The sequence below is a fragment of the Paraburkholderia elongata genome (assembly GCF_013177735.1).
GTDB lineage: Bacteria > Pseudomonadota > Gammaproteobacteria > Burkholderiales > Burkholderiaceae > Paraburkholderia > Paraburkholderia elongata.
In genome coordinates, this window is the sequence record NZ_WOEZ01000213.1 from 1 (window position 1) to 24,329 (window position 24,329).

A 24,329-nucleotide genomic window follows, 5' to 3' on the forward strand; every position below is an offset into this window, starting at 1 on the left:
GGATCGCCGCCGATCCGTCGGATGTCGATTCGGCGCTGGTGCTCGCCAATCTGCTGAACGCGCGTGGAGAGACGCGCGCCGAGGCCAACCGCATCGCGTGGAATCTCGTCACGCGGCCGGATTCGGATCGCTCGGCAGCGCTTGACGCGTGGCGTCACGTGTTGCAACTCGCCGGCGCGGACCCGGCTTATCTCGCCGCGCTGCGCGCCTATCTCCAGCTTGTGCCGGACGATACCGAATTCAAGGACCGGGTCGCCCTGATCGAAGCGCAGCTGGAGGCGCAGCGGCAACTCGAGCGCAATCCCGACTACATCGCGCAGCAACGCGGCCTGCAGGCACTCGCACGCAACGATCTGACGACGGCCGACACGCTGCTCGCACGAGCCGCGCAAGCCCGGGCGAGCGACGCCGAGGCGGTCGGTGGCCTCGGTCTGGTCCGCATGCGCGAAGGGCGGCATGACGAAGCCCGTACGCTGTTTCTGCGCGCGGCCGCGCTCGCGCCGGACAATCGCGGGAAGTGGGAAAGCCTCGCGCGCACCGCGCAGTTCTGGGGCACGCTGGCGCAGGGTCGCGAGGCCGCCGCAGCCGGGCGGCCGCAGGATGCCGAACGGGCCGCACGCGCCGCGCTCGCGATGGAGCCGGCCAACGCCGACGCCAAACTGATGCTCGCCGACGCGCTGCTCGCGCAGCACAACTGGAGCGCCGCGGAACCGTTGCTGCGCGACTTGCTGGCGGCGCGCGAACCGAACCTGTCGGCGGTGCGCAGTACCCAGACGCTGTTCGACAACACCGGCCGCGCGACTCAGGTCGCGCCGCTCCTCGACGCATTGCAGAGCCGTTTCACTGCCGCCGACGACCGCCAGGGTCTCGCGCAACTGCGCGCCGACATCCTCAGCGGACAAGCGGAAAAATTGCTGGCAGCGGGCCAGCGCGGCCCGGCCGCGCAGCGCTACGAAGCAGCATTGCGGCTCGCGCCCGATGCGCCGTGGACGCGGTTTGCGCTCGCGCGCCTGTATCGCGATCTGGGTCTGCCGCAGCTGGGGCGGCGGGTGATGGACGACGGCCTGGCTGTGTCGGCGTCGCCCGAAATGCGCTATGCGAGCGCGCTCTATCGCAATTCGCTCGACGACATCAGCGGTGCGCAAGCCGTGCTCGCGCCGATCGCCGACAAGGGCCGCACGGACGGCATGCGTGCGCTCGAACGCGACCTGCAAGCGCAGCAGTGGCTCGCCAAAGCACGCGTCGCATTCGCGCAGGACGACCGTGCGGGCGCGGCACAAGCGCTCGACCGGGCACGCTCGCTGGCCGGCGACGATCCGAACCTGCTGGCCGCGGTCGGCTCGATGTGGATCGATCAGGGCGAACCCGAGCGCGGCCTCGCGTTGCTGCAGAACTGGATCGACACGCATCCGCAGCAGACCGACGCCGACGTGCGTCTGCGTTACGGCGATCTGCTTGGCAGCGCGAAACGCAATCACGAACTGGACGCGTGGCTGACGTCGCTGCGCAGCGAAGCCCAACTCAGCCCCGCGCAAAGCGCGCGTCTCGAGGACCAGGCGCTGCGCTCGATCCTGCGGCAGACCGACGAAGCGCTCGATCGCCAGGATTACGCCGCGGCGGGGCAGTTGCTAGCCCGCGTCAGCCCGGCCGGCCGGCGCGACAAACGGTATGCGTTCGAAGTCGCCGATCTCGAACGGCTGCAGCAGCACTATGCGGCCGCGCGCGCCGCGCTGGCACCGGTGCTGGCCGCGACGCCGAACGATCCGGACGCGCAATTGGCGCTCGCCCGTGTGCTGGAGCAAAGCGGCGAGCGCCGCTCGGCGCTCGATCTCGTGCGCACAGTGATCGACGGCGCGGCGCCCGACGACGTCGATACGCGGCTGTCCGCGGCTCGCCGACTGGCGGCATTGCGCCGCCCGCAGGAAGCGGAGCAGATCACCTCGGCCTTGCGGGTCGCGTATCCGGCGCGGCCGGACGTGACGGTGCAAAGCGGACGCCTCGCCCAGGATCTGGGCCAGTACGAGGACGCCGAATCGCTGTACCGTCTGTCGCTGACCCAGGAACGCGCGGCGGGGGTGACGGCCGGCCCCGACGGCACGCCCGCGCAAGCCGCGCTGGCCGATCTGCAGCAACGCCGCAATCCGGAGATCGAGACAGCGTGGATACCCGCCTATAAATCGGGCGACCCCGGCATTTCGCAGTTTCGTGCGTGGCAAGCGCCCGTGTACCTGCAGATTCCCTATCGCTACAACGGCCACTTTTTCCTCCATGCCGATACCGTTCATATCGATGCCGGCACACTCGACGTCAGCGACGCGAACTCGTTCACTCGCGACACGTTCGGCACGCTGGGCGCCGCCGACAAGCTCGCGCAGTCGCAAAACGTGTCGGCGCAGACTGTGGCCGACAACGCCGCGACGCTGCCGTACCTGCATCAGTCGGCCACCGGCGTCGCGCTCGGCGCCGGCTATACGTCCGACGCATGGCGCTTCGACTTCGGCACGACGCCGCTCGGTTTTCCCGTGCATTACATGGTTGGCGGCGTGCGCTACCAGTTCGATGCGGGACCGGCGAGCTTTTCGATCAGCGGCTCGCGCCGTCCGGAGACGAGCAGCCTGCTGTCGTACGCGGGCATGCACGATCCGGTGACCGGCGCCGTGTGGGGCGGGGTGCGCCGCGACGGCATCGACTTCCACACGGCAGTGGATGTCGGCACAACCAGCGTGTTCGCCGATGTCGGCGCGGGGATGCTGACCGGCCGAAACGTGGCGAGCAACCAGGAAATCACCCTGCGCACCGGTTTCACGCTGCCGGTCTACCAACGCGTCAACACGCTGGTGAGCACGGGGCTGGTCGGCAACGTCTGGCACTACACCAATAATCTGCGCTTCTATTCGTTCGGGCAGGGCGGTTATTACAGCCCGCAACGCTATCTGTCGCTCGGCGTGCCGATCGAATGGGCGGGCCGGCGCGATGCGCTGAACTGGGACCTGACGGCCACCGTCGGCGTGTCGAACTCGTATGAGAAGGACTCGCCGTATTACCCGAACGGTTTGCCCGCCCTGAACAGTGCTTCGCCTGCGCTCAACAGTCTGTGGAATACGGCCAGCTCGGCGCCGGGTTTCAGCAACCTCGTCAATACGGCCAGCTCGACGCGCGGCGTTGCGTTCTCGTATGGATTGAGCGGCATCGTACAGTACCGTTTCAACCCCTATCTGGTGGCAGGCATGCAACTGAGCATTGATCGTTCGCACGACTACGCACCGAGTTCCGCGATGCTGTACATGCGCTACACCTTCGACGGACGCAAGCAGGACAACAGTCTGTCGCCGAGGCCCGTGCGCCTCTACTCCAGCTTTTGAGCGGCGATACAACGAGATCAGGGAGGCCACGCGTGAGCACCGTTTCGAAATCACTCAAGCCGACGTCGGTCGGCGCCTTTGTGCGACGCTTGCTGCAGGCCGTCCGCCGGGCGGGATCGGATCGCGGCGCGCGGCCGGTCGGCCAACTGGCGATCGACGCACTCCCTGACGAATGGGCCGCGCTCGAAGCCGGCAAGCTCTACGCGATCTACGCCGCTGCGCGCACGCCGGGCGCCGATGCACTGCTCTGGGAAAGCGCGCGCCAGGCGCAAGCGCGCGACGTCACGGTGGTGCTGGCACGCCCTCGCGCACAGGTCGCGACGCGCCTGCGCGAACTCGGTTTCAGCGCCAGGACGCCGGCCTCCGGCTGGCCGCGTAACCTGAGCGTCCTCGCGATGCCGCCGGCCGGCAGCGCCTCGGCCGGTCCCGCCGCCGCAGGCGCCCATGGGGTGCCGCCGGTTGCGCTTGCCGGGGTGTTCGGCGGCCTGCGCGCGCTCAAGCGCTTCGGCTTCCGTTCGCGCTCACTCTATTTCGTCGAAGGCGCCGAGCGCTGGTTCAACTGGGAGGATCCGGCAGCACTCGCGCGGGAAGGCCGAATGCTCGCGAACTGGTGCGCGGTGCGCAACATCACGCTGGTGTTGCTGCTGGGTTCGCCATCGGACGCTGATGCCGACGTCGCTGCCGATTCGCTGTTCGTCGAGCCCGCGTTCAACAGCGCAGCGGCGCAGCATGGCCGCAACGAATTTCACGCGGCCTGCGCGGGCGTCGCGCGGATGGAGCGCACCCACGGCGAGTTGCTGTGGCATGTGGATTTCTGGCGCTCGGACCGCACGCTCGTCACCGGCGACGTGCGCTCGCTGCGCTTTACCGATGGCGGCCGGCTGAGCGTCGCGCCTGATGCTCTCGGCAACGGCGCCGCGCGAGGCGATGGGCTGCTGGCACGTGACGAACAGCGGGTGGTGGTCAGCCGCGCAGTGGTGCGCGGAGACGAGGCGTGGGTGCCGCCGAACTGGGAAGTGCTGGCCGATCAGAAGGCCGTGCTCGCGGCGTGTGTCGACGCACAGGCGGCGACCGTGGTGCTCGATTACGCCGGCGGCGCGCAGCTCGATGCGTTGTGCGCGGCGATCCATGCGCTGCGCCGCCAGGCCGGGCGCGCGTTGAAGATCGTCGTCGCCGAACGGGGCGAAGTGCTGCGCCATCAATACGAACTGCTGGTGCTGACGCTCGGCGCCAACCTGGTGCTGGGCCGCGATCTGCCGTTCTCGCGGATGCAGTCGCTGCTGCAATCGTTGCAGGGACAACTGCACACGCGGCCGATCGCTGCCGACTATCGAAGCGCGCTCAGCGCTGCGCTGAGTGAGGACGTGTTGGGCTATCTGCCGGCCGGCGCCTTCTGCGAACGGGTGCGCGCGGTACTCGAACGCAGTGTCGTGTTGCAGCTGCCGCATGTGCTCGTCAAGCTCACGCTACTGCCGCAATGCGCGCACCTCGAAGCGCTGAGAAGCTGCGTGCCGCGCCGTGCGGGCGACGTCTTCACGGCCGATGCCTCGCACCTGTACGTGTTCCTGTTCGCGTGCCGGCTGGCCGACGCGGACGCCGCGCTGGCACGCATCTTCAACGTGCCGGTCGAGCGGATCGCGGGCGACATCGTGCATCTGGCGGAGCAGAGCATCGGCGATGAATTGAATGCGCTCGCCACGGCGAGCCGGCGCACGCCGATCGCCGACTACAGCGGTCTGTTCGCCACGCCGTTGCGCAATCACACCGCTGCGCCGGCCACAGCCGCGCACGCCGGCGCCGTTTTGCCGGCCGGGGAGGGAATGTCCACGGTCGCGCAGCTCGCCGCGGTAGAGCAGGCGCTCGGGGCCGCGCGTGCGGAGGCGGCGCAGGCGTCCGGGCAGAAGGCGGGGCAGGTAGCGCGCTACGAAGCAGGCCACGAAGCGGGGCAGGCCGAGGCGTCCGGGCCAATCGCGCCGCAGCCACTGCAGCCGCCAGCGCCGCGCATGGCCCCGCCACAAAGGCGTGCCGAGCCGCATGCAATGCCGCTGCGCAAGAAGGGGAGCGAGTAATGGGATTTTTGTTGATCTGTTTTGTTGCTGGTCTGATTCTCGCGATCCCGGTGTGGATCGTGTGGCAGCGCGCCGGCTCGCGTCGCGGTCTCGGGGCGATGCGCCACTTCGATCCGCGCGATGCGGTGCGCTGCGAAATCGAGCCGGTCGCCCTGCGCGCGCGCCTGTTGCCCGACGCTGAGCGCCCCGCTGGGGGCACGTCATGAAGACGATTGCTGTCGTCTCCACCGCCGGCGGCACAGGCCGCACGACCCTGAGCGCCGCGCTCGCCGTGCTGCTCGCGCGGCGCGGCCGTCCCGTGGTCGCACTCGATTTCGATCCGCAGAATATGCTCGGCGCGCACCTCGGTCTCGATTGCCTCGCGCCGACCGGTCTCGCGCAAGCCATGCTCGACGAAAACGAAGCGTGGCATACGCACACGTGGCGCAACAGCGAGGGTGTGCTGTTCGTACCGTACGGCGCGGTGTCGCTCGAACAAAGCGCGCGCTGCGATGCGCGCCTCGCGGCCGAACCGCAGTGGCTCGCGAACGCGCTCGCGCAACTCGATCTGCCGCGCGACGGCGTCGTGCTCGTCGACACGGCCCGCTATCCGTCGCAGCAAGGCGAGCAGGCCGTGCAGAGCGCCGATCTCGTGCTGTGCGTGACGCCGCCCGAACCGGCTGCCTGCGCGACCCTGGTCGCGCGGCTCGACGCGTTGCGGCGCGGCGGCGCGAATCTGCGGATCATCGTCAACCGGCTGAATCCGGCGCGCGACATGCAACGCGACGCGCTGGCGATGCTGGGCGCCGCGCTCGGCGACGGGCTGCGGCTCGCGCAGCGCGTGCATCTGGACGCGGCCTTGCCCGAATCGTTCGCACGCGGCACGTGGCTGTTCGACGACGCACCGCATTCGCAGGCGTCGCACGATCTGCAGGGCCTTGCGAACTGGCTGCATGCGTGGCTCGCCGCGGCGCTGACTGACGTGCCGGCGGCAAACGCGCGCCGCGCGGGCGAGCGGCCATGAACGGACCCGCATCCGCCGGCCGCAACGAGCGCACGCTACGCCAGCGCGCGTTCGACTGGCTTGCGCGCGGCCTCGGACTGCCCGCCGAGCGCACCGCGCTCGACTGGCTCGTGCGCGTGTTCTTCCAGCCGCCGGCAGCCGGCAACGCGGATGTCGCGCGGCTGGGGATTCGTGCCGCCGTGCTGCATCTGGCCGCGCAGTGGGGCGTGCTCGAACCGCGCCGCCTGCATGGATGGTTGTGGCGCGCGTTCATCCGGGCCCCGAAGCCACACGCCCAGACGGGCACAGCCCAAGTGCGTGCGGTGCTCGCGTGGATCGACCGCTGGCTCGTTCCCGTGCTGCTGCGCTGGCGGCGCGTGCGCCGGCGCATCGAAGCGATGCTGCAGAGTCTGCCGTGGCAACGCTGGGGCATGCAGCTCGAAGCAGGCACCGAGCGCATTGGCCACATTCGCTGGCTGCTGCCGCTCATCGTGGTGGTGGGCGCGGTGTTGTGGACCGTGATCGGCACCTCACCGCTGTCGACGGACGGCCAGTTCGAATTCTTCGCGGTGCTGGTGGTCGTGGCGCTGGTGGTGCGCCGCTTCCCTGGCCGCATGCCCGTGCTGATCCTGATGACCCTGGCCTTGCTTGCGATGCTGCGCTACGTCTGGTGGCGCGTCACGCAGACACTGTCGTTCCAGAGCACGGGCGAGGAGATTCTCGGCTATCTGCTGTTCGGCGCCGAAGCGTATACCTGGATCATTCTGTTGCTCGGTTTCGTGCAGACCGCATGGCCGCTCAACCGGACGATTGCCGAGTTGCCCGCCGACACCTCGAGCTGGCCGACGGTCGATATTTATATTCCGACCTATAACGAACCGTTGACGGTGGTGCGGCCGACCGTGTTCGCCGCCCAAGGCATCGACTGGCCCGCGGACAAGCTGCGGGTCTATCTGCTCGACGACGGCCATCGCGAGGAATTCAGGAATTTCGCACGCGATGCCGGCATCGGCTACGTCACGCGTGACGACAACCAGCATGCGAAAGCGGGCAACATTAACCGTGCGCTCGAGAAAACGCATGGCGAGTACGTTGCAATCTTTGATTGCGATCACGTGCCGACCCGCTCGTTTCTGCAAACCACGATGGGCGTGTTTCTGCGCGACGCCCGATGCGCGATGGTGCAGACGCCGCATCATTTCTTCTCGCCCGATCCGTTCGAGCGCAATCTCGGCACCTTCCGCCGCGTGCCGAACGAAGGCAATCTGTTCTACGGGCTCGTGCAGTCCGGCAACGACCTGTGGAACGCGTCGTTCTTCTGTGGATCGTGCGCGATCATCAAGCGCGCGGCGCTCGCCGAAGTCGGCGGCGTCGCGGTCGAAACAGTCACGGAAGACGCACATACCGCGCTCAAGCTGCACCGGCGCGGCTATATGACCGCGTATCTGCCGACCGTGCAGGCGGCCGGTCTTGCCACCGAGAGTCTCGCCAGCCACATCAAGCAACGCACCCGTTGGGCGCGCGGCATGGCGCAGATATTCCGCATCGACAATCCGTTTTTCGGCCGCGGTCTGGGTGTCTTCCAGCGCCTGTGCTACGGCAACGCGATGCTGCACTTCTTCTACGGCCTGCCGCGTCTCATCTTCCTGACCATGCCGCTGGCGTACCTGTTCTTCCAGATGTATTTCATCAACGCGTCCGCGACCACCATCGCGGGCTTCGTGCTGCCTTACATCGTGCTCGCCAACATCGCGAACTCGCGGATGCAGGGCAAATTCCGCCATTCGTTCTGGGCTGAAGTCTACGAATCGGTGCTCGCGTGGTACATCGCGCTGCCGACCACGGTCGCGTTTTTCAGCCCGAAGCACGGCAAGTTCAATGTGACCGACAAGGGCGGACGCATCGACGAAGGCTACTTCGATTGGGCGGTGTCGAAACCGTATCTGGTACTGCTGGCGTTGAACGGCAGCGCGCTGATGGCGGGTGTGTACCGGCTGACGATCGGGCCGGGCGGTGAAACCGCGACGATCCTGATGAACGTGTTCTGGACGATCTACAACCTCGTGATGCTCGGTGCGGCAGCGAGCGTGGCGCGCGAGGCGAAGCAGGTGCGCGTCACCCACCGTATCGCAATGCGGGCCGCGGCGACGCTGCTGCTCGTGGACGGTACGACGGTGGCGTGCACCACCAGTGACTATTCGACCGGCGGTCTCGGTCTCGACGTCGATCCGGCGTTGAAGCTCGCGCTTGGCGACAGCCTCGGCGTGTGTCTGAGCCGTGGCGACCGGCAGTTCCATTTTCCGGTGCACGTGAGCCGCTTTGAGGGCTCGCACCTCGGTGTGCGCTTCGACAGTCTGACGCTCGAACAGGAGCGGCAGATGGTGCAATGTACGTTCGGCCGCGCCGACGCCTGGCTGAACTGGGACGAACAGACGATCGAGGACGCGCCGCTGCGCGGCCTGAAGGAAGTGCTGACAATGGGCATCGAAGGTTATTCGCGGCTGCTGAACGGCGCGCTGCGCGCTTTTCAGTCGCTGCTCGCGCTGGACCGTACACGCTATTAATGCCGGTGGCGCGTGCGCCCGGCCAATGAGAGAACTCCGAGCATGACTCTGTGGAACCTGTATTTCATCATCAAGCTGTACCTGTTCGCGGGCGGGCATCTACAGCCGGTGTGGCTCGCTAACATCGGATTTGCGCTCGCGCTGGTGGCAAGCTCGACGCTGCGCCACCGCGGGTGGCGCGTCCTGCGCAACCTGCTCGGTCTCGCGATCGGCATCCCGCTGATGTACTACGAAGCGAATGTGCCGCCGTTCTCGCGCCTGACCGAAGAATTCGGCAACCTTACCACCTTCAGTTTTGGCTACTGGCTCGAACTCGCGCAGCGTTTCTTGCCGCCAATGCTGCTGCTCACCGTGCTCGGCGGGCTGGTCGGCTATCTGATCGTCAACCGGTGGCTGCGTGTGGCGACTTTCGTGCTGCTCGCGCTGGTCGCGATTCCGCTGTGGCAGCAGGGCCACACGGTGTATGCGCGGCTGCAGAGCGGACCGGCCACGACCGCATCCGGCAATGCGCTTGCGGCGCAGCCACTCGACCATAACGCGGCACTGTCGGCCTTCCGCACCCAGGAATCGCAACGGCAGGTCACCTTCGGCCATCCCGGCACCGATCCGAAAACGCAGTTCGACGTGATCGTGCTGCATATCTGTTCGCTGTCGTGGGACGACCTCGACGCGGTGAAGGCACGCAATCACCCGATGCTGAGCCACTTCGACTATCTGTTCACCAACTTCAGCACAGCTGCGAGCTACAGCGGGCCGGCCGCGATTCGCGTGCTGCGGGCGAGCTGCGGACAGGAAGCGCACGCGGATCTCTACAAGGATGCGCCGCAGCAATGCGATCTGCTGGCCGACCTGGCGCAGGCCGGCTACACGCCGCAAACGATGCTGAATCACGACGGCCACTTCGACAACTTCCTGCAACTGGTGCACGACAATACCGGTGTGCCGAATGTGCCGATGATCTCGAACGCGAGCGTGCCGGTCTCGATGCATGCCTTCGACGGCTCGGCCATTCACGACGATTACGCGACGCTCGCCAACTGGTATGCACAGCGTGCCAGTACGCCCGGCCCGGTCGCGCTGTACTACAACACGATCAGCCTGCACGACGGCAACCGTCTGCCGGACAGCAATCTGTCGAGTATCGACTCGTACCCGGAGCGCGTGACCAAGCTGATGAGCGACGTCGACCGCTTTGCGGATCTGATCGCGGCCTCGGGGCGGCGCGCGGTGATCGTGTTCGTGCCGGAGCATGGCGCGGCGCTGCGCGGGGATGCGAATCAGGTCGCGGGCCTGCGTGAAATTCCGACGCCGCGCATCGTAGATGGACCGGCAGGCGTGCGGTTGGTCGGTTTCCAGGGCAATCATGGACCGACTACGGTGATCGACAACCCGACGAGTTTCCTCGCGATTGCCCAACTGCTGTCGAACCTCGTTTCGAACAGTCCGTTCAAGCCGGGCGTGACCCTGGCGCAGTACGCCGCCAATCTGCCGCAAACGCAGATGGTCGGCGAGAACGAAGGAACCGTGACGATGAAGATGGCGTCGGGCTACGTGGTCAAGACGCCGGACGGCGTATGGGTGGACGGCAAATGACAATAGCCAATCCTGAAGTGAGGGCGCAGGCGAGCGGCTGGCCGGTGGACGATATCACCGGCCTTGGGCGCCGGTTGCCCGAAGTCGATCCGGCCACGTACTTCGACGAACAGGCGCGGGAGTCATATCAGCTGTCGCTCCTGAAGTGGCCGGTGCTCGCCCGGCTGATGAAGCTTGTGCCGCTCGACGAGGCCGCTGCGCCCTCGGTGTCCGGTACACGCTAGCCCGTGCAAGCGGCAGCGGCCGACTAGGCGCTTGCGCGGCAGCGCGCCGGCCGGCGCGCGTCCTCAGACGGCGTGCACCATGTTCACCGCAACTGTGTCACCGCCAGCAGCAGCACCATGCTGCCGATCGCGCCATCCAGCACGCGCCACGCGCTCGCCCGGCGAAACAGCGGCGCCAGCGCACGGGCGCCGTAACCCAGTCCGATAAACCAGACCCCGCTCACCGCCATCGCGCCGAGCGCGAACGCCACCCGTGCGCCATCAGGTTCGCGTGCGCCCGCCGTGCCGATCAGCAGGAAGGTGTCGAGATACACGTGCGGATTAAGCCACGTGAAGGCCAACGTCATCAGAATGATCGGCATAGCGCGCTGCGCGGGTGCCGCGCTCGTGCCCGGCGCCGCGCCGTTCGCATTGGCGTCCAGCACCGCATGGCCGGGCCGCACTGCGCGACGCAGCGCGTTGATGCCGAACCATGCCAGATAGGCCAGCCCGACATACAGCATTGCGTGGACGAAGACCGGATAGCGTTCCACCAGGACCGACGCGCCACCGACACCGGCGCCGATCAAGATGAAGTCCGACAGCGCGCATAGCGCGACGATCTTGCCGACGTGCGAGCGCATGATGCCCTGACGGAGCACAAAGGCGTTCTGCGCGCCGATCGTCACGATTAGCGACGCGCACAGGGCGGCGCCGTGGGAAAAAGACAGCCAGTTCATAATCGATCCAGTAGACGGGGGAAGCGAACGAGGCTAGTCTGCGGTTTTGCTGCTCGTAAGAGAAGCTAATTTACTTAATGCCGATTAAGGAGCGCTAATGCTCGACTATGCATTGCTCGACGCGCTGGCCGCCGTGGTGCGGCACGGTTCGTTCGACCGTGCGGCCAGCGAACTGAATGTGACGCCGTCAGCCGTCTCACAGCGGGTCAAGCTGCTGGAGGAGCGGGTGGGCAGTGTGCTCGTGAAGCGCGGCCAGCCGTGTGTCGCGACCACCTCGGGTGCGCTGCTGTGCCGCCATACCGAACGCGTGCTGTTGCTGGAAGCGGAACTCACCGGCCGGCTGCCGGCGTTGCCCGGCGCGCTAGTGGAACCATGGCCGGCGCTGCGCGTGGCTGTCAACGACGACAGCGTGGGCACCTGGTTCATCGACGCGGTGGCGCAATTCTGCGTCGAACGGGAGATGCTGCTCGATCTGGTGATCGACGATCAGGACCACACCGCGCAGCGGATTCGCGATGGCAGCGTGCAAGGCGCGGTCACCACGCAAGCCGAGCCGGTGCAAGGTTGTCGCTCGACACGCCTCGGGCGGATGCGCTATCTCGCGGTCTGCACGCCGGCGTTTCTCGAGCGTCACTTTGCGGATGGCGTCACGCGTGAGTCGCTGCGGCGCGCGCCGTGCGTCGATTTCAATCCGAAGGATCAGTTGCAGAAGCGCTTCATGCGCCGCATCACGCGAGCGGAACTGGACCCGCCCTTGCACTGGATTCCGCACGTTGCCGGCTTTTTGCGCGCCTGCGTGACGGGCCTCGGCTGGGGCATGTGCCCGGAACGCATGATCGCGCCGCATCTGGCCAGCGGCGAGTTGGTGGACATGGCGCCCGGCAAGCATATCGACGTCGATCTGTACTGGCAGAGCTGGCGATTGTCGATCGGCTGGCTCGACGATTTCAGCGCGGTGCTGCGCAAGCGGGCGACGGAGTTTCTTGATTGAGCGCCGGGCGGGCGGCGTGTTATGAAGGACGCCGCCCGCATTGGCCGAATTGCATCTGCCAAATTCAATGCAACCGGATCAAGGGATGCACGCGTCGGCGCAACCAGTGGCTCGCCGAATCGAGCGCCATGCGTGCGAAGCCGGTCAACGTCATCACGTGGCGGCGATAGATGAGCTTGTAGACGGCAGTCGCCAACCAGCCGTCGACGAACACCGGCTGCGTCAGCAAGCTGTTGCTCAGGCTGCCGATCGTGCCTTCGCGGCCGAAACCGACCAAGGTGCCGGCGTCGCGATAGACGAACTCCGGTAAAGGCTCGCCTGCGATTCTGCACTTCAGCGCACGCGCCAGAAACAGCGCCTGCTGGTGCGCGACCTGAGCGCGCGGCGCCAGAAAGGCCCCCGCGTTTTCAGAAGAAGGGCAGGCCGCACAATCGCCGAGTCCGAATATGTTCGCGTCGTTCGTGCATTGCAGCGTGCGGTTCACCTGCACCTGGGCGTTGCGATTCACCGCGATGCCGTCCAGCGTGCGTAACACCGGTGGCCCCGCGATGCCGGCCGTCCAGATTGCGATGTCGCTGGCGAGCGGCGCGCCTTCATTCGTCAGCACAGCATCGGCGCGCACTTCGGTGACGCGTGTTGCGTTCAATACTTCGACACCGAGGCTGCCGAGCATCTTTTGCGCGCGCGCCGAGATTGTTTCGGACAGTGCGGGCAACACGCGCTCGCTGCTTTCGATCAGACGGATACGGAAGTCGCGCACGGGGTCGAGCGAAAACGGGCTATAGCGGTTCAGCAGACGCACCGTATCGCGCAACGCAGCGGCGAGTTCAACGCCCGTTGCGCCCGCGCCGATGATGTTGATCGACACCGGCGTGTCCGCTTGCGCGGTCCGCGCGCGGCGCGCATGGTTCGCACGCAGGCAGGCGTCGAGCAGCTTGCGGCGAAACGCTTCCGCATGCGCGACCGATTCGAGCGGCAAGGCGTGTTCGGCCGCGCCGGGCACGCCGAAATATTGCGTGACGCTGCCCATGGCCAGTACCAGCGTGTCGAATGCAAGCTGCCGTGACGGCAGGATTTCGCGGCCGTCGGCGTCGTGGAGCGCATTCAGCGTGATGTGCCGGTTCGTGCGATCGAGCGAGGCGAGTTCGCCCTGTTCGAATTCGAAGCCATGCCGTTGCGCCTGCACCGCATATTGCAGTTGATGCGTGGCCGGATCGAGTTGGCCCGATGCGGCTTCATGGAGCAAGGGCTTCCAGAAATGCGTCGGCCAGCGATCCACCAGCACGATCTGCGCGAGACCGGCGCGTCCGAGCGGTTCCGACAGCCGCGTGGCGAGCCCAAGGCCGCCGACTCCGCCGCCGACGATCACGACGCGATGCGCCGCCGCTTGCGTCGCTTCCGCCTTTTGCAGCATGGGCTGCGTGCATTGCGCGCCAGAGGTTGTTTGCTGATCGATTGCGGCCATGATCCTTATCCTCCCGAAGTTATCTGTGCTCAGCCGGCGAAAGCGTTCCGGGGCTATACCCGGAATTCATCGGCCTCATCTGTCAGGGTCAGTATAGAATCGGCTAAAACCGCAGCACAATTTAATGTTTCTGCAGAACATATAGGTTTTCACTTATGTTAAAAGCCGCCACGTTCCGTCAATTGAAAGCCTTGCATACGGTCGCGAAGCTCGGCAGCGTGTCGCGCGCGGCTGAAGAATTGAAGCTCACCCAACCGGCGGTATCGCTCCAGGTGCGTCTGCTCGAAGAGGCTGCGGGGGCGCCGCTGTTGCAGCGGGTGGGCCGTGGCGTGCAGTTGACCGCAGCGGGCGAGATCCTCGCACGCTATGCGCTGGAAATCCTCGATCTATGGAACGGTGCGGCGGACGATCTCGCCGCGTTGCATGGCGAGCAGGGCGGCACGCTGCGCATCGGCGCGATCACGACCGCTGAATATCTGATCCCGCCTTTTCTGGTGCGCTTCACCGAGTTGCGTCCGCAAGTGAAGGTACAGCTCAAGGTCGGCAATCGCGCCGACATCATCCGCATGCTGGCCACGCACGAGATCGATCTTGCGGTAATGGGCAGCGCGCCGCGCGAATTGCGCACGGTGGCGACCGCCTTCGCGAAGCATCCCATGGCGTTCGTTGCCTCGCCCGCCCATGCGCTGATGAAGAAAAAGCGCCTGTCCTTGGACGATCTGCAAACCGCGAATCTGTTCGTTCGGGAGCGGGGTTCGGGCACACGCTCAACCGTCGAGAATCTGTTTCGACTCGCCGGCCACAAGCTGCATATCGGCTCCGAACTCTCGAGCAACGAGGCGATCAAGCAACTGGTCGAGGCGGGTTTGGGCGTCGCGTTTCTGTCGCTGCATGCGTGCTCGCTGGAATTTCAGGCCGGCTTGCTGGCATTGCTGCCGTTGCCTGCCAATCCGATCGAGCGCGATTGGTACGTGATGCATGTGTCCGATAAACGCCTGCCGCATGTCGCCAGCTTGTTCCGCGATTTTCTGATCGAGCACGGCATGTCCGGCGCGGTGCCGGTGCCGCTGCCGACCGTCGCCGCGGCGAAGCGGCGCCGTCAGGCGCGTGAGGCAAGTCCGGTCTGAGGCGAGGATTCTCGCTATTCGCTTCGACGTTTGCGCTTTAGCAGGCCAGAGGGAAGTCCCTATGTGGCCTTTGGATGCATCCGCGAAGCCTTATGGGACGGGCATTTCAGGTTACATCGCCCGAGATCGAAGTAAAGGTTGGGCGGACGATATTTTTGCCCGCGCCGATTGTCTTTACAGTGACGTCCAGACATCTCAAAAAAAGCGGACGCCGCATCTCCGTGGCGAGCCATTGCGATTGACCATCAGTCACGCGGTAAATGCAACGGTATTCAAGTTGAGTAGGCAAACAAAATGAGCGAGTCAGTAAAGCGCGCGTTTGAAGGTGTAAAGCTGTTTCCGTTCTGGCTGGACAATCCGCGCGCACCGGCTGTCGAACGGGAATTGATCGGGCCGACTTCCGCGGATCTGGTGGTGGTCGGCGGTGGCTTTACCGGTTTATGGGCCGCGATTCAGGCGAAAGAAGCGGACCCGTCGCTCGACGTCGTGCTGGTCGAAGCGGGGAAGGTGGCCTATGGTGCGTCGGGGCGTCCGGGTGGAATCATTTCCACGTCGGTGATGCATGGTCTGCCGAATGCGACGCGGGTCTTTCCGCAAGACCTCGACGTGCTGGAGAAGCTGGGCCAGGAGAATCTCGATGGCTTCAAGGAATCGTTGACGCGTTACGGCATTGAAGCGGACGTCGAATGGAATGGCGAGATGACGGTCGCGGTCGATCCGGGGCACCTCGATCATCTGAAAGGCGATTACGAGCTGCACGTGTCCCACGGACACGACGTTGTGTTGCTCGACAGCAAAGGCGCACGCGAACAACTCGATTCGCCGTTGTTCGCGGGCGCGATGTGGTCGCGCAATCGCAGCGGCACGATTCATCCGGCGAAGCTCGCGTGGGGCTTGAAAGCGGCTGCGCTGAAACTCGGTGTGCGTTTGCACGAACACTCGCCGATCACGCGCATGGAAGATCTCGGCGCGACGATGATCGTGCATACGCAGGCGGGCCGCATCGAAACGCCACGCGTGCTGCTCGGCACCGGCACGGCGGATGTGGGCGTGACCGACATCAAGCGCCGCGTGATGCAGGTGCGCGATCACATTATCGCGACCGCGCCTTTGAGCGACGAGCAGATGGCGCGCGTTGGCTGGAACAATCGTCAGGGCATTTACGACACGCGTACGCAACTGAATTATTTCCGTCTCACCAAAGATAACCGGATCATCTTCGGCGGCCGTGTGAGCTATCACTTCGGCGGCGATCCGAATCCGGCAGCGGATCGTGACGAGAGCACCTATTACAAGCTCGCCGAAGCGTTCTATCGCACCTTCCCGCAACTGGACGACGTGCGCTTTACCCATGCATGGGGCGGCCCGATCGACTACTGCTCACGCGGCGCGGTGTTCGCGCGCCGCTATCACGGCGGCAAGTGCGTGTTCGTCGCGGGCTATACGGGTTTTGGCGTGGCGGGCAGCCGCTTCGGTGCGAAGATGGGCCTCGATATGCTGTGGAATCGCGATACGCTGATTACGTCGCTGGATATTTCGCGCAAAGGGCCGTCGTACATTCCGCCGGAACCTGTGCGCTGGATCGCCGCGAAGATCACCTTCAACGCATTCGACGGCGCCGACGATCGCGGCGGCTGGCGGCGTCTCTGGATCAATTCGATCAAGGCGCTGGGTTTCCCGATGTAGTGGCGGAGGGTGTCGCGAGGTTGTCTATGTACCTGGCGGTTTTTTACTCATTGCCGCCAGAATAAAAAAACCGCACCTTAACGGGTGCGGTTCTTGTTGAAGCGACGCTGCGACGCAGTGTGAATCAACCGCAGTACACGATGCTGTACTTCTTGGTCGCCACCGGCATGTGCCACGTGCCCGAGAAGCCCTTGTGCAGAATGAAGGCGTCGCCGGCGGCATAGCGTTCGCTGCGGCCGTCGTCGCTGGTGATGACGACTTCGCCTTCGATCAGCACGCAGACTTCGTGGATCGGCAGGTCGGCCAGCTTCAGCGTGCCCGCATCGCATTGCCATACGCCGGCGGACAGCATGTTGGTTGCATCGGAGAAGGCGTTGAGGGCGTGGGGTGCCTTGGCGCCTTCCAGAATGACGTCGGCGGGATCGTGCAGTGCCGGGTTCAGGCCGGAAGCGCCGGGACCTTTAGCGTCGATGCGGGTAAAAGTGATGGTGCTCATGTGTCTCTCCAGGTTGATGTGATTCAATGACGATGGATTCGATGACGAAATCGAAGCAGAACCGGAGTCTGAGCCAAAGCAGCGTAGCGATGAATTTCGATTTGAAGACATTCAGATTGAGCGGCGTCGATGTAAGGCCTTCGATACCGCTACGGGCGCGATTCGCGGCCCACTGTCTGACCTAACACAATTCATGTAGAGGACTAAGCCATGCAACTGCAACATGCCAGGCAGTTTTATATCGACGGCCAATGGGTCGATCCGCAAAACGCGGCCAGCGCGGCCACGCTCGACGTAATCGATCCGTCCACGGCCACTGCGTTCGCGCAGATTTCGCTCGGCAGCGCGGCCGATGTCGACCGCGCCGTGGCCGCTGCGAAGCGTGCCTTTCCCGCCTACAGCGAGACGACGATCGCGCAGCGAATCGATCTGCTGCAAGCGGTCCTCGACGTCTACCGTAAGCGCTACGACGACATGGTGCATGCGATCAGCCGTGAGATGGGCGCACCGCTGCAATATGCGAACGACGCGCAGGCGTGGACCGGCGTCGCGCATCTGGAGACGATGATCCGCACGCTCGACACGTTCGAATTCGAGTACGTGAAGAGCAGCATTCTGATCCGCAAGGAAGCAGTAGGCGTGTGCGGGCTGATCACGCCGTGGAACTGGCCGGCCTTGCAGATCGCCACCAAGGTCGTGCCCGCGCTTGCGGCCGGCTGCACGATGGTGCTCAAGCCCTCGGAGCTGGCGCCGCTCTCCGGCATCATCTTCGCCGAGATCCTCGACGAAGCGGGTGTGCCGGCCGGCGTGTTCAACCTTGTGAACGGCGAAGGCGCAACGGTGGGCGAGGCGATGTCGCGTCATCCGGACATCGACATGATGTCGTTCACCGGTTCGACGCGCGCGGGCGTGCAGGTCGCGAAGGCCGCGGCGGATACGGTCAAGCGCGTGCATCAGGAACTGGGCGGCAAATCGGCCAACCTGATTCTTGAAGATGCCGATCTGAAGCACGCTGTGATGCGCGGTGCACGTGCGTGCTTCGACAACAGCGGCCAATCGTGCGATGCGCCCACCCGCATGTTCGTGCCGCGCGCACGCCTCGCCGAGGCTTTGGCGTACGCGAAGGAAGCGGCTGAAGCACTGGTCGTCGGCCCCGCGGATGCGAAGGGTATCGATCTTGGACCTGTCATCAGCGAGCAGCAGTTCGACAAGATCCAGCGGCTGATCGGCGTGGGCATCGACGAGGGCGCGACGCTGGTGGCCGGTGGTCCGGGCCGTCCCGAAGGCTTGAAGGATGGCTACTTTGTACGCCCGACCGTATTCGGCAATGTCACGCCGAACATGACGATCGGGCGCGAAGAGATTTTCGGACCGGTGCTGTCGATTCTCGGCTACGACTCCGAAGACCAGGCAATCGCGATGGCCAACGACAGTCTCTACGGTCTCGCGGGCTACGTGCAATCCGCGTCGATCGAGCACGCGCATGCCGTGGCGAAACGCCTGCGTACCGGCACGATCTATCTGAACTACGCGGACTACAGCCCCGATGCGCCGTTCGGCGGCTTCAAGCAATCGGGCAATGGCCGCGAGTACGGCGAGTTCGGTCTCGAGGACTTTCTGGAGATCAAGGGCGTGGTCGGCTACGCGGATTGAGGGTGCGTGACGGCCGGTCGGTGAGGGACATCACCGCGCCGGCCACTTTCCCATGGCCATTCCGAACCTTCGAGCCCCTGTTGAGGGCGTCTATAATCCTCAGCGGAATTCGCCATCGGATCTTCAACCTGTGAAAACAACTATCGCTATTGCGCTTGCCGCGCTTGCCCTGAGCGGCTGCATGTCCGCCGAAAAGCAGGAGGCGCAGGCGCGTGACTTCACCCGCTCCGAGAGCCTGCTCGATGCCGCGCAGCGTAACGCTGCCATTACGTGCTCGGATCAAACTCAGTGTGACAGGGCCTGGTCGCTCACGAAGGACTACGTGGCGACGCACTCTTCCACATCGATCGTTCGCGCGGACGCGGTAGCGATCGAAACCGACGTTCCGAGCCGCTCGGGGCGCGCGGTCTATTCGGCCACACGCGTGGCCAAGGGCAGTGGGGCGACGATCACACTGTATGCGCAGTGCCGTGGCATGTATGGCCAGGATCGCGCGATGGGCGCTGACTACGATGATTGCGTCAAGCAAATCGGTCCGACGCAAAACGGCTTCGTGCCGTTTCTGCGCCAGCATCTATCCAGCCAGTAACGGACAAACATTCAGGCCGATGTGCGAGCCGCAGGGTGACGTGCCGCTGCGCATTTGAAGCATGGCGGGCGTGTCTGCGATTCGGCTTGCAGCGCCGCGCGCCCGTCCGGATGACTGAGCTGCAAGTGACCGTACCTCGCCAGTTTGAATACGATGAAGTGACGTGGGCCTGTGATGCCGCTCAACCACGCCATTCGGTCACGCCACTACAGCAGCAGTTCGATTGAATGAAACAGGCGGCGCAGGTCGGGGTCTTGCGAGCGCGCGCCTTCGTCGATCACTTCGCGCAAACAATCGAGAAAACACTCGGCCGCCGGACTGGTCGGCGCGCCGCGCCGCGACGTGATGCTGACGATGGTTTCATCCACCGTTTCGCGCAAGGGCAGCGCCCACAGATTCTCCTTCGCGATGGTCACCTCGACGAGCGGCCACGGAAAAATGCTGAGCATGTCCGTCTGCGCGAGCAGGCCGAGCACGACCGCGAGCGAATGCGCCAGGTGGATCGTGTGGGGCACGCTCATGCCGCGCTTGCGGAATACGTTGTCCGAGATCGACTCGCGGCTTGCGGGGTCCCAGTTCAATACCCATTCAGCGTCTTCCAGTTCGAGCAGCGTGCGGCAACCCGCCTTCGGATGATCGCGGCGCGCGACCACGGCCGAATGGGTCGAAAAGAGCGGTACGTTGTGAAACTCCGATTGCGGCGACGCGGGCGGCGGACGGCCAATCGAAAAATCGAGGCTGCCGTCGCGCAAGCGCGGTTGCACGACCGCCAACAGGCCCTCGAAGAATTCCAGTTGGACTTCCGGCATGCGCTGCCGGAACCGCTGCACCGTGGGCGGCAGAAAAGTCAGCGCCACCCACGGCGTGACACCGATCGACAGCTTGCCGGCCGCCGCGCCGCGCATTGCCTCGATCTCCGCTTCCGCGCGTTGCAACTGGCCGAGCACCAACCGGGCATGCACGACCAGCGCGCGGCCGAACTCCGTGAACGCGACGCCGCTCGCGCTGCGCACCAGCAACGGCGCGTGCAGATCGGCCTCAAGTTCTCGCATGGCCTTGGTCACGGCGGCCGGCGAAAGGTCAAGCGAACGGGCAGCGGCCCGGATACTGCCGGTATCCGCAATGGCCGCTAAGGTGCTGAGTTGATGCAGTTTCATCTGGAAAACCCGTAGAAGGGTGGCAACCACGGGTTGCTGCCGCAACGATTCTACGCCTGCCGCTGGAAAATCGGCGTCGTTATGCTGGGTCCACGCTTTCATAGACGGAGACGACATCGTGAACACCATGGCCATCCCGGCGGGCATCGCCGAACTCGAAGACGAAATGATCGCGCTGCGCCGTCGCATCCACGCGCAGCCCGAACTGGCTTATGAAGAGTTCGCCACCGGCGACCTGGTCGCCGAGCGCTTGCAGGAGTGGGGCTACACCGTGCACCGCGGGCTGGGTCAAACCGGTGTTGTAGGGCAACTGAAAGTAGGCAGTGGCGCGCGCAAACTCGGCCTGCGTGCCGACATGGACGCGCTGCCGATTCACGAAACCACCGGCCTGCCGTATGCGAGCACGGTGCCCGGCAAGATGCACGCATGCGGCCACGACGGCCACACCGCGATCCTGCTGGCCGCGGCCAAACACCTCGCGCAGGAAAAGTGCTTTGACGGCACGCTCAATCTGATTTTCCAACCTGCCGAAGAAGGCCAGGCCGGTGCGAAGAAAATGCTGGAAGACGGCCTGTTCGACAAATTCCCGTGCGACGCGGTCTTCGCGATGCACAACATGCCGGGTTTTCCGACGGGCAAGTTCGGCTTCCTGCCGGGCTCGTTCATGGCTTCGTCGGATACGGTGATCATCAAGGTGACCGGCCGCGGCGGTCATGGCGCGATGCCGCACAAGGCGGTCGATCCGGTGGTGGTGTGCGCGCAGATCGTGCTGGCATTGCAGTCGATTGTGTCGCGCAACATTGCACCGCTCGACATGGCGATCATCACGGTCGGCGCGATTCACGCCGGCGAAGCGCCGAACGTGATTCCTGAAACCGCGGAGATGCGCCTGTCCGTGCGCGCGCTGAGGCCCGAGGTTCGCAACTATTTGCAAGAGCGCATCACGGCGGTCGCCTGCGGGCAGGCGGCGGTGTTCGGCGCGCGGGCGCATGTGGACTATCAGCGGCGCTATCCGGTGCTGGTCAACGATGTACAGATGACCGGTCTTGCACGGCAAGTCGCACTCGACTGGCTCGGCGAAGACGGTTTGATCGCCGACATGCAACCGCTGACCGGCAGTGAAGACTTCGCGTTCCTGCTGGAACGTTGCCCGGGCAGCTACCTGATTATCGGCAATGGCGACGGCGAGGGCGGTTGCATGGTCCACAACCCGGGCTACGACTTCAACGACGACTGCCTCGCTACCGGCGCGGCCTACTGGGTGCGGCTCGCGCAGACGTTCCTTGTCTGAGGCAGGTGGCATCGAGTTGGACTGAAGCCGTGCAAGGCTCCGAAGGTCACAAAGGCCAGCGGGGCCGTCAAGGCCGTGTTGGGGCAAGTCAGACCGTCCATTGCTTTTAGGCGCACAAGGCCGCAGAGCCACGCATCGGCATGGGACACCATGGAGACACAGATGGATTATTCCGCTACACCGCAACCCGCAGGCACCGACGCGTTGAATCTCGCTGACGCGTCGGCCCTGCCGCCCGCCAAACGCACGAGCCACGCCAAAGCGATTGCTGCGATCACGCTCGGCAACGGCCTCGAGTTTTTCGATTTCACGATTTATAGCTTCTTCGCGACGATCATCGGCAAGCTGTATTTCCCGGTGGAAGGGCAGCTTGCGCAATTGATGCTGGCGGCCGGCACCTTCGGCGTGGGCTTCATCATGCGGCCGGTGGGCGGGATTGTTCTAGGCGCGTATGCAGATCGCGCCGGACGCAAGGCCGCGATGAGTCTCACGCTGTGGCTGATGACGCTCGGCTCGGCGATCATTGCGTTCGCGCCGACGTACGCGGCGATCGGCGTCGCTGCGCCAATGCTGGTGATCCTTGCGCGCTTGATTCAGGGGTTCGCGCTGGGCGGCGAGGTCGGCGCATCGACCTCGTTGCTGCTTGAATATGGCAGCGACAAGACGCGTGGATTCTACGGAAGCTGGCAATTCGTGAGTCAGGGGTTGAACACCGTATGTGGCTCGCTGCTGGGTGTTGCGCTGGCGGCGGCGCTGTCCACTGCCGCGCTGGAGAGCTGGGGCTGGCGTGTGCCGTTTGTGATCGGCATGGCGATGGGGCCGATTGGTATTTACATCCGGCGGCATCTGGACGAAACGTTGCCGGGGGTGGAAGACGGTACTGTTTCGGCGGCGCAGGCGCCTGATGCACAGCCGGTTCGCAAGCTGTTTCGCGAGCATTCGCGTGTGATTACGACGGGTGTGTTGACGACGATTGGCGGCACGGCGGCGAACTACATCGTGCTGTTTTATCTGTCTACCTACGCGATTCGGATTTTGCATTTGCCGATGTCATCGGCGCTGTGGGCCGCGTGGACCGCGGCGATTGTGACGGTGATTTGTTCGCCCTTTGCGGGCGCGTTGTCCGATCGCGTGGGGCGTAAACGTGTTTTGTGGATTTCGCGGGTGTTGCTGATTTTTGCCGTGTATCCGGCTTTTATGATTATTAATGCTTCGCCTACGGTGCCTGTTTTGTTGTCTGTTGTTGCTGTGCTGGCTGTGTTTGTTGCTTTTACGGCCGTGCCCAATATCGTCATGCTGCCCGAGATGTTTCCGCGCGCGATTCGTGCTACCGGGATGTCGGTTGTTTATTGTTTAGGGGTTTCTATTTTTGGTGGGTTTGCGCAGTTTTTTGCTACGTGGTTGATTCAGGTTTCTGGGAGTAATTTGGCTCCTGCCTGGTATTTGATTGGGTGTGGGGTTGTGTCGTTGTTGCCGTTGCCGTTTATGCGGGAGACTGCTGGGAAGGCTATAGATTGAAGGTTTTTTTTTGCCTTCGCGGCGCTTTGGCTGTTTGCCTGCGGTGTTGGCCTTTCCTTGATTTGTTAGCCTACTCCGTGCGTTTTTCTGTGCGCTTGCGGTTTTGGCCTTTCCTTGAATTGATATTGGTCTATTAGCGTCGCCCCTGTGCGGGGCGGGCACTTACTTCTCTTTGCCGCCGCAAAGAGAAGTAAGCAAGAGAAAGCGGCTCCAACCGCTAATTCTTAAGCGGGTCCCCCGCACAGTCGCGGTAGTGGAGCATCTGGAATCTGTGCCCTCGCACATTCGGCGTTGGTGACAAGGGCGTCATTCTTCCGGCGGCGCTGCGCGCGCCGAAGAGCATTTCTTAAACCCGCCCGCTGCGTTTTCGCGCCCACGCCTCATTCGGCGCGGCGGCCCGGCCCGTATCGTGTTTGCCGCTTCTACCGCTTCTACCGCTTCTACCGCTTCTACCGCTTCTACCGCCTCTATTGCCACTATTGCCACTATTGCCTCTGCGCTTCGATTATTTATTCGAAGTGCGAACTTTTAGCTATGCAGGCTGATACGACTTGCTGGTAAGGCAGCGTGGAGCAACGATACTTCCAGAACGCTGCGGTAGCTGCACATTCGGCGCTTCGCCGAGGCGGGGTCGATGGCTCCCACGGACCTCGACGGAAGCCCTCGGTTTCCCCTGCAGATCGGTCCGTGCCGAGGCGAAGCCGATGGCTCCCGCCACACGCAACCGAAGCCCCTGGTTTCCCATGCACACCCATCCGCGACGCACGCAGTGCGGAGTGGGAGCTGATGAGTCCTTTGTCGCTAACGCCGAATGTGCGAGGGCACGGATTCCAGATGCACCAC

The 24,329-nt window shown here is 64.5% G+C and carries 18 protein-coding genes; 14 read left to right on the forward strand and 4 right to left on the reverse strand.

The window, feature by feature from the left end:
* The 7 genes from GNZ13_RS38410 to GNZ13_RS38440 form a co-directional block, all read left to right on the forward strand.
* Positions 1-3,362, forward strand: a 3,362-nt coding sequence (locus tag GNZ13_RS38410; RefSeq protein WP_172174823.1) for a cellulose synthase subunit BcsC-related outer membrane protein, incomplete at its 5' end; no start/stop codon positions are given.
* Between the two features lie 32 nt (positions 3,363-3,394).
* Positions 3,395-5,431 (forward strand): cellulose biosynthesis protein BcsE, encoded by a 2,037-nt coding sequence (bcsE, locus tag GNZ13_RS38415; protein ID WP_172174826.1) that lies wholly within the window; start codon positions 3,395-3,397, stop codon positions 5,429-5,431.
* Positions 5,431-5,637 (forward strand): hypothetical protein, encoded by a 207-nt coding sequence (locus GNZ13_RS38420; RefSeq protein WP_172174829.1) that lies wholly within the window; start codon positions 5,431-5,433, stop codon positions 5,635-5,637. Before bcsE ends, GNZ13_RS38420 begins: the two co-directional genes overlap by 1 nt.
* Positions 5,634-6,434 carry a cellulose biosynthesis protein BcsQ gene (gene bcsQ, locus GNZ13_RS38425; protein WP_172174832.1) on the forward strand — a complete coding sequence of 267 codons (801 nt, stop codon included), beginning with the start codon at positions 5,634-5,636 and terminating at the stop codon, positions 6,432-6,434. Before GNZ13_RS38420 ends, bcsQ begins: the two co-directional genes overlap by 4 nt.
* Positions 6,431-8,977 (forward strand): UDP-forming cellulose synthase catalytic subunit, encoded by a 2,547-nt coding sequence (bcsA, locus tag GNZ13_RS38430; RefSeq protein ID WP_172174835.1) that lies wholly within the window; start codon positions 6,431-6,433, stop codon positions 8,975-8,977. The genes bcsQ and bcsA overlap by 4 nt, the downstream gene beginning before the upstream one ends.
* A 42-nt stretch (positions 8,978-9,019) precedes the next feature.
* The gene (gene bcsG, locus GNZ13_RS38435; RefSeq protein WP_172174838.1) at positions 9,020-10,570 is read left to right on the forward strand and encodes a cellulose biosynthesis protein BcsG; all 1,551 of its coding nucleotides are present in this window, start codon (positions 9,020-9,022) and stop codon (positions 10,568-10,570) included.
* Positions 10,567-10,794, forward strand: a complete 228-nt coding sequence (locus GNZ13_RS38440; protein WP_172174841.1) for a hypothetical protein — start codon at positions 10,567-10,569, stop codon at positions 10,792-10,794. The genes bcsG and GNZ13_RS38440 overlap by 4 nt, the downstream gene beginning before the upstream one ends.
* A gap of 83 nt (positions 10,795-10,877) precedes the next feature.
* Here the strand turns inward: GNZ13_RS38440 and GNZ13_RS38445 are convergent, their stop codons facing one another.
* Positions 10,878-11,513 carry a LysE/ArgO family amino acid transporter gene (locus tag GNZ13_RS38445; protein ID WP_172174844.1) on the reverse strand — a complete coding sequence of 212 codons (636 nt, stop codon included), beginning with the start codon at positions 11,511-11,513 and terminating at the stop codon, positions 10,878-10,880.
* Positions 11,514-11,610: 97 nt separating this feature from the next.
* On the opposite strand from GNZ13_RS38445, the gene GNZ13_RS38450 reads away from it, so the two are divergent.
* Positions 11,611-12,504 (forward strand): LysR family transcriptional regulator ArgP, encoded by an 894-nt coding sequence (locus tag GNZ13_RS38450; RefSeq protein WP_172174847.1) that lies wholly within the window; start codon positions 11,611-11,613, stop codon positions 12,502-12,504.
* Positions 12,505-12,568: 64 nt separating this feature from the next.
* Here the strand turns inward: GNZ13_RS38450 and GNZ13_RS38455 are convergent, their stop codons facing one another.
* Positions 12,569-13,918 (reverse strand): NAD(P)/FAD-dependent oxidoreductase, encoded by a 1,350-nt coding sequence (locus tag GNZ13_RS38455; protein ID WP_172174937.1) that lies wholly within the window; start codon positions 13,916-13,918, stop codon positions 12,569-12,571.
* Between the two features lie 206 nt (positions 13,919-14,124).
* On the opposite strand from GNZ13_RS38455, the gene GNZ13_RS38460 reads away from it, so the two are divergent.
* Positions 14,125-15,096, forward strand: coding sequence for a LysR family transcriptional regulator (locus tag GNZ13_RS38460; RefSeq protein WP_172174850.1), 972 nt, complete (start codon positions 14,125-14,127; stop codon positions 15,094-15,096).
* 294 nt (positions 15,097-15,390) lie between these two features.
* Positions 15,391-16,782: an NAD(P)/FAD-dependent oxidoreductase gene (locus GNZ13_RS38465; protein ID WP_172174853.1), complete on the forward strand. Its 1,392-nt coding sequence runs from the start codon at positions 15,391-15,393 to the stop codon at positions 16,780-16,782.
* A 124-nt stretch (positions 16,783-16,906) separates the two neighbouring features.
* On the opposite strand, the gene GNZ13_RS38470 is transcribed toward GNZ13_RS38465, so the two are convergent.
* Positions 16,907-17,278 carry a cupin domain-containing protein gene (locus GNZ13_RS38470; protein WP_115782469.1) on the reverse strand — a complete coding sequence of 124 codons (372 nt, stop codon included), beginning with the start codon at positions 17,276-17,278 and terminating at the stop codon, positions 16,907-16,909.
* 216 nt (positions 17,279-17,494) lie between these two features.
* Here GNZ13_RS38470 and GNZ13_RS38475 point away from each other — a divergent pair, with 216 nt between their 5' ends.
* Positions 17,495-18,931, forward strand: a complete 1,437-nt coding sequence (locus tag GNZ13_RS38475) for an aldehyde dehydrogenase family protein (protein ID WP_172174940.1) — start codon at positions 17,495-17,497, stop codon at positions 18,929-18,931.
* A 130-nt stretch (positions 18,932-19,061) separates the two neighbouring features.
* Positions 19,062-19,520, forward strand: coding sequence for a hypothetical protein (locus tag GNZ13_RS38480; RefSeq protein WP_172174856.1), 459 nt, complete (start codon positions 19,062-19,064; stop codon positions 19,518-19,520).
* Between the two features lie 206 nt (positions 19,521-19,726).
* Here GNZ13_RS38480 and GNZ13_RS38485 read toward each other — a convergent pair whose 3' ends face one another.
* Positions 19,727-20,677 (reverse strand): LysR substrate-binding domain-containing protein, encoded by a 951-nt coding sequence (locus GNZ13_RS38485; protein WP_172174943.1) that lies wholly within the window; start codon positions 20,675-20,677, stop codon positions 19,727-19,729.
* A gap of 118 nt (positions 20,678-20,795) precedes the next feature.
* On the opposite strand from GNZ13_RS38485, the gene GNZ13_RS38490 reads away from it, so the two are divergent.
* Both GNZ13_RS38490 and GNZ13_RS38495 read left to right on the forward strand, forming a co-directional pair.
* Positions 20,796-21,968, forward strand: a complete 1,173-nt coding sequence (locus tag GNZ13_RS38490) for a M20 aminoacylase family protein (RefSeq protein ID WP_172174859.1) — start codon at positions 20,796-20,798, stop codon at positions 21,966-21,968.
* A gap of 162 nt (positions 21,969-22,130) precedes the next feature.
* The gene (locus GNZ13_RS38495) at positions 22,131-23,486 is read left to right on the forward strand and encodes an MFS transporter (protein ID WP_172174862.1); all 1,356 of its coding nucleotides are present in this window, start codon (positions 22,131-22,133) and stop codon (positions 23,484-23,486) included.
* Positions 23,487-24,329: the final 843 nt, after the last annotated feature.